This is a genomic window from Loigolactobacillus backii, assembly GCF_003946275.1.
Classification (GTDB): Bacteria; Bacillota; Bacilli; order Lactobacillales; family Lactobacillaceae; genus Loigolactobacillus; species Loigolactobacillus backii.
Genome location: NZ_RHNQ01000095.1, coordinates 1 through 5,618, shown reverse-complemented (window position 1 = coordinate 5,618; position 5,618 = coordinate 1). Strand labels below are relative to the sequence as shown.

Sequence of the window (5,618 nt, the reverse complement as noted above, 5' to 3'; positions counted from 1 at the left end):
ATGAGTAAACAAAAAGCACATTCACCGAAGTGAATGTGCCGTTCAAAATCTCCACCAATACGATTTGACAGAGACCCTAAAAAACAGGCATTCCCACAAAAGGAGAATGCCTGTTATCATACAATTATTAGCCTAACTTCTTCTTACTAACCACGTTCAACTTATCGTCCAAGTCATAAACAACTGGTTCGCCAGTTGCCATTTCAACGTCCATGATGTCAGCATCAGAGATGTTTTCAATGTACTTCGTTAAGGCGCGTAGTGAGTTACCATGAGCGGCGATGATGACGTTTTTGCCGTCTAATAATTTAGGCGCAATTTCGTCTTCCCAAAATGGGATAACACGTTCCAAAGTAACCTTCAAGTTCTCGCCACCAGGAATAGCGCGCGGGTCTAAGTCAGCATAACGACGATCTTGTGCTGCAGAGCCTTCGTCACTAGCATCCAACAATGGCGGTAAAGTATCGTACGAACGACGCCAAATGTGGACTTGTTCGTCACCGTATTTTTCAGCAGTTTCTTTTTTGTTTAAGCCTTGTAAAGCGCCGTAATGACGTTCATTTAAGCGCCATGTCTTCATTTCTGGGATCCATAATTGGCCAGCGCCCTCTAATGCGTAATGTAAAGTCTTGATGGCACGCGTTAATACTGACGTGTAAGCCTGATCAAATTCGATACCTTCTTTTTTCAAAAGGGCACCGGCATTTTGTGCTTGGCGTACGCCTTCTTCACTTAGATCAACATCGACCCAACCAGTAAATTGGTTAGATAAATTCCATTCACTTTGACCGTGACGGATAAAGACTAATTTTGCCATTTATTAATAACCTCACTTTTATTTATTATTCTAGTTTATTGTACACTTTCACGAAAAAAAAGCATAGCCTTTAGCCACTTTTTCCGCTATATTTCAGAAAACAATTTTGTATTCTGAAACCAAATCATCTAAAATAAGGACATTCAAACTAACGCTAGGATTCACTCATTTTGCGGCAGAGCTCAGTTTAAAAGTATTCTATTTGCGACTTATTAATGATGGACTAATGCCTCAAAAATGAGTCTTGATAAAAACGCCAAAAAATAAATAACGACCACGACAAGGTTTATTTTTGACGTGATCGAAACTTAATTCGTTATCATTAGGAGGAAATAATTTTGCGTAGAGTTGTTTTTGGTATTTGGTTTCTCAGCATGTTTTACTTTATAATTTACGCTTTTATGCCTGGCTACAAGGCGCTGGTCAATCAAAGTGGTGCCCTATCAATTTTGCACGCCATCATGGGAATTATTTTAATGGGTGGGCTTTTTATTTACGTTGTTACTGGGCTTCACCACTTCTTCACGCGTTAAACAATACTGGTGTGATCTGCTTGTAATTTGGTCAGACCGGCAACAATGTTAGCCACTGCCTTATGAACTAATTTAGGGTTAGTTGCTAAATTTAGCCGGACGAAGCCTTCATCTCGTTTGCCAAACCACTGGCCATAATCGACGGCCAAATGGCAATCTTCTTGAATGAACTCCTTGGTTAATCCAGCAGGAACAACCTGGCGCAAATCAAGCCACGTGAGGTAAGTCCCTTCTAGATCAGCGATTTTAATCCCCGGTACCTTGGTCGTTAGTTCACGCCGCAGATACGTATAATTATCCCGGACAATCTGCAGAATCTGATCTAACCATTTATCGCCGTAAGTATAGGCTGCTTCAGCGGCAACTTGGCCCAACACGCTAATCTCCGTTTCGTTAAAACGTTTCTTGCCAGCATCGTAACGTTGGCGAATTTTAGGATTAGGAATGATCACGTGGGAATTCAATAAACAGGCAACGTTGAAAGTCTTCGATGGCGCCGTGACGACGATTAAATTATTCTGAAAAGCACCTTTGGCAACGGACAAGGCAGAAACAAATTTTTTGGTACCAACTTCAATGTCTTGGTGAATTTCATCAGAAACAACCAGAACATTATGTCGTTTGCAAATTTCCAAAATCTGCTGTAATTCATCCGCGCTCCAAATCCGGCCAACCGGATTGTGTGGCGAACACTGAATGAATAATTTGACGTTTTCGGTCACAATTTTGCGTTCAACGTCAGCAAAATCAATTTCGTAGTGGCCATCCTGATCAACTAACTCCGAAGTAACTAGCTTGCGGTGATTGTCCAAAACGGCATTATGAAATGGATAATAAACCGGCGTTAAAATAAGAACAGCGTCATCTGGCTGAGTGAAGGTATTGACAATACCATACAAGGAATTGACGACGCCATTATCAAAACGTAGCCAGTCCTTCTGCAAATCAATATTGTGGCGCCGTTTTTGCCAGGAAAAATAAGCATCATAGTATGAATCAGGTGTAAATGAATAACCATAAACGCCGTGAGCAACTCGTTTCGTAAGCGCCGCTGTCACCTGTTCAGGAACCTTGAACTCCATGTCAGCTACCCACATTGCAAGCAAATCAGGATCACCGTAGCGCTCATTTAGAGCATCCCACTTCAATGAATTTGTTCCACTACGATCTACTGCATACTTTTTTATAAATGCTTCTGTATCTGCCATTTATCTCATTCCCTTTCAATTTTCAAACCACTAAAAAAGCTTTCATCCTGATCAATTATGATCTTCAGGACGAAAGCTTTTTGATTTCGTGGTACCACCTAAATTTGCTCTAACTTCACAGTTACAGCCTTGTGGACATGGGGTCGATTGAAAAAGTGCTTAGGCCTTTCAATCACTCCCATGCCCAGCACGATATCGTGTGCAACCCGGTTATTCAGCCTTGCGACCCAGTAACAACTCAGAGCTCATCTTCGTAACAAATTCCCACTTTTTCACATTACCAAAAGTTTTCTGTCTGGCTAATCGTTACTACTCTTCTCTTCAGCGTCTCTCATCTGTTTCTAATTTAAGATCACTATACGGCGAAATCAAATTAATGTCAAACGTGTTTCCCCTTTTCAGGTGGATTCTCTTCCGCAATTGTTTGCGTATTTTCACTAATTGATTTCACACCTAAAATATCAAGTAAGAACGTAAAAATCGGAATGCCAACAATCAGGCCCCACGTTCCAAACACCCATTCACCAATCATTAGGACAACAAACGTATAAAATACGGGTAATTTGGTCCGACTCGACATAAATTGCGGATTTAAGACGTACGTTTCCAACATGTGCACGACAAGAATCATGATTAAAATGTAGGCAACGTCGCGAATGCCCCCAACTGAATAGCCAATGAGCGATAGCGGAACACACGAGATAATGACGCCGGCAACTGGCACCATGCTCAACAAGAAGACCATGATTGCTAAACTTGGTAGCTGCGGCATTTTCATTATCGCCAAAATAATTGTGGTAATGATCGTATTGATGAGGGCAATAAAGACTTGCGCCTCAATGACAACACCAAATGTATTCACAAATTTCTTAGCAAAAAAGTAAATATCATTAAAGAACCAGGCGTAATGGCTCTTTAAAAACAACCGGGAAAAACTATACATTCGATCACGATCAACGGTAAAGAAGAAACTCAAAACTAACGATAACAGGAAGGTTGCACCCATCGAACCAACACTCGTTATATAGCTTAAGGCAACGGTCACGCCACCTTTAAATTGGTTAACAAGATCTGAACGTTTAATGTAAGTATTTACCCAACGCAAAACCTGATTAGTATCGTGATCTGGATTCTGATAAAATTTATAAACTGAATTGACCATCTTAATTGCTTGATTCGCAATCACCGGTAAATAATTGGTCACCGCCAAGTACAGCAAGTAAATGACCAGTAAATAAATGACCACCACAATGACGGCCGAGGGCACCTTAACAAACCGCCGCACAAATTTAACCAGTTGCAAAACGAGAAACGTAAAAATAAAGGTTAACAGGATGACACTGAGCATCCCCCGCGCCAAGTACAGCACAAAAATAATTAGTGCCAATACCGTTACCCGCCGCAATTCGGTATTTTTGAGAAATCTATTCCAAACAGACAAACAACCACATCCATTCTCTTTTATTCCATTACAGTAATCATTGTACCTAACTTGATTGAGAAAATACGGCAAAACCTAAGAAATGTGAGAAATTTTTCTCGATTAATCGTAACAACAAAATTACTGGCGCTTTTATACTGCAATCTGGCTTAGTCGACTGCCAACAATAATCCGCAAGTGTGACATAAAGAACTTGAACACTACTGGCAAATATTCGCCATTTTAATTAACGACACCGATAATAATTGTGACGCTGGCAAAAAATTCAAATGCTTTTGAGACCCACTCTAATTCATGTTAGAATAAGCGTAGAAAATTTTCAGAAAACAAAAGGAGCCTATCATATCATGGCAAAATTATCCGCTGCAACACTGTTTGACCCAAACGCCGTTTTTATTTCCCAGCAAACCAGTCAACAGGCCGTTTTTCAAGAAGTATCTCAAAAATTAGCCACCTTAGGCTACGTAAAGCCAGGTTTTCTGGCCAACATTACTGAGCGCGAGCAAAAGGCCCCAACTGGCGTTGACCTATCTGTTATCGTCCAAGACTACCCGGCAATTGCAATTCCCCACACTAAACATGGTGAATTTGTTACTACCGAAAAGATTGTGCCCGTGAAGTTAACGACACCAATTGCCTTTGGAAATATGACAAACGCAAAGGCGGCGCTTCCCGTTTCGTTTCTTTTCATTATTTTAAACGATGATCATGAAGGCCAGGCCAATCTTCTGGCCGATTTGATGAACTTCTTCACTTCATTGGATCGGCAAAATTTGTTGTCATTCTTTAAGAGTGATGATCCAAAAACAATTTACGACTTCTTAATTAAAAATTTCAAAGTAACGATTGCTCACGACTAAGGAGTGTTCGAAATGGCGCCTAGAGAGTATCTGGAAAAGCGCTTAGATTCTGACATTACCCTACTAGCGACGCTGATCGAATTACCGGTTAAATTTTTTAGACACCCCTTGCCTTTTTGTAGGTTATTTTAACGGTTCGCGCTAAAATAAAATTAACTTAATTTAAGAGGTGGGTCCAATGACCAAAATAAAAGTTATCGTCACTGGCCACGGCCACTATGCTAGCGGTATGCGCGACGCAATTGAAATGATTGTTGGAAATCCGCGCCACATGACTTTCATAGATTTTAGTTCTGATGATTCAGAGGATGATTTGCGTGAACGTTTTATCCAGGAAGTTAACACTGCTGGCGGTAAAGACATAGTGTTCTTAACTGATTTACTCGGTGGCACGCCATTTTACGTTGCCGCAGTGCTAACTCAAACTAACAGTCACATCAGCATTGTCGCTGGCGGCAATCTGGCCTCATTATTAGAAACTTTATTTAAGGATTATCCCTCTGGTCGCGCCTACGCTGAAGATATTGTTCACATCACGAAAAACGCGGCCTCGGTTTTACCACAATAAAATGCTTAAAGAATTATGCCAGGAGTGGGCCGAAAGTCGCCTTTGGATTCACTGCGTAACGTAAGCTAATCCAGACTTTTAGCGCACGTTCTAGAGTAATGTTCAGAAAAAAACGGGTCTACACTTTCTGGTATTGGTGAATAACTAATACCGGTTTTTTGTCTGTTTTGAAAATCAGAAAAATAAAAAAG

Annotated in this window: 6 protein-coding genes; 3 read left to right on the top strand and 3 right to left on the bottom strand. The window is 40.7% G+C overall.

Features of this window, described 5'->3' with window-relative positions; translation table 11 throughout:
- Positions 1–127 precede the first annotated feature (127 nt).
- Complete coding sequence (locus EKM61_RS11195) at positions 128–817, bottom strand: 2,3-diphosphoglycerate-dependent phosphoglycerate mutase (RefSeq protein ID WP_068222373.1); 690 nt, start codon at positions 815–817, stop codon at positions 128–130.
- A gap of 338 nt (positions 818–1,155) precedes the next feature.
- Between EKM61_RS11195 and EKM61_RS11190 the strand changes: the two genes are divergently transcribed.
- Positions 1,156–1,350 carry a hypothetical protein gene (locus tag EKM61_RS11190; protein ID WP_068222371.1) on the top strand — a complete coding sequence of 65 codons (195 nt, stop codon included), beginning with the start codon at positions 1,156–1,158 and terminating at the stop codon, positions 1,348–1,350.
- On the opposite strand, the gene EKM61_RS11185 is transcribed toward EKM61_RS11190, so the two are convergent.
- Positions 1,347–2,558, bottom strand: coding sequence for a MalY/PatB family protein (locus EKM61_RS11185; RefSeq protein WP_068222368.1), 1,212 nt, complete (start codon positions 2,556–2,558; stop codon positions 1,347–1,349). The genes EKM61_RS11190 and EKM61_RS11185 overlap by 4 nt on opposite strands.
- Positions 2,559–2,937: 379 nt before the next feature.
- Positions 2,938–3,999, bottom strand: coding sequence for an AI-2E family transporter (locus tag EKM61_RS11180; RefSeq protein ID WP_068222366.1), 1,062 nt, complete (start codon positions 3,997–3,999; stop codon positions 2,938–2,940).
- A gap of 347 nt (positions 4,000–4,346) precedes the next feature.
- Here EKM61_RS11180 and EKM61_RS11175 point away from each other — a divergent pair, with 347 nt between their 5' ends.
- Together EKM61_RS11175 and EKM61_RS11170 are read left to right on the top strand one after the other, a co-directional pair.
- The gene (locus EKM61_RS11175; protein WP_068222363.1) at positions 4,347–4,859 is read left to right on the top strand and encodes a PTS sugar transporter subunit IIA; all 513 of its coding nucleotides are present in this window, start codon (positions 4,347–4,349) and stop codon (positions 4,857–4,859) included.
- A 178-nt stretch (positions 4,860–5,037) separates the two neighbouring features.
- Entirely contained in the window at positions 5,038–5,427 is a 390-nt protein-coding gene (locus EKM61_RS11170; RefSeq protein WP_082918471.1) for a PTS sugar transporter subunit IIA domain-containing protein, read from the top strand.
- Positions 5,428–5,618 lie beyond the last annotated feature (191 nt).

Bases quoted from the DNA above. Each gene is read 5' to 3' on its own strand.
- EKM61_RS11170 (WP_082918471.1), top strand. From the start codon at position 5,038: ATGACCAAAATAAAAGTTATCGTCACTGGCCACGGCCACTATGCTAGC.
- EKM61_RS11185 (WP_068222368.1), bottom strand. From the start codon at position 2,558: ATGGCAGATACAGAAGCATTTATAAAAAAGTATGCAGTAGATCGTAGT.
- EKM61_RS11195 (WP_068222373.1), bottom strand. From the start codon at position 817: ATGGCAAAATTAGTCTTTATCCGTCACGGTCAAAGTGAATGGAATTTA.
- EKM61_RS11175 (WP_068222363.1), top strand. From the start codon at position 4,347: ATGGCAAAATTATCCGCTGCAACACTGTTTGACCCAAACGCCGTTTTT.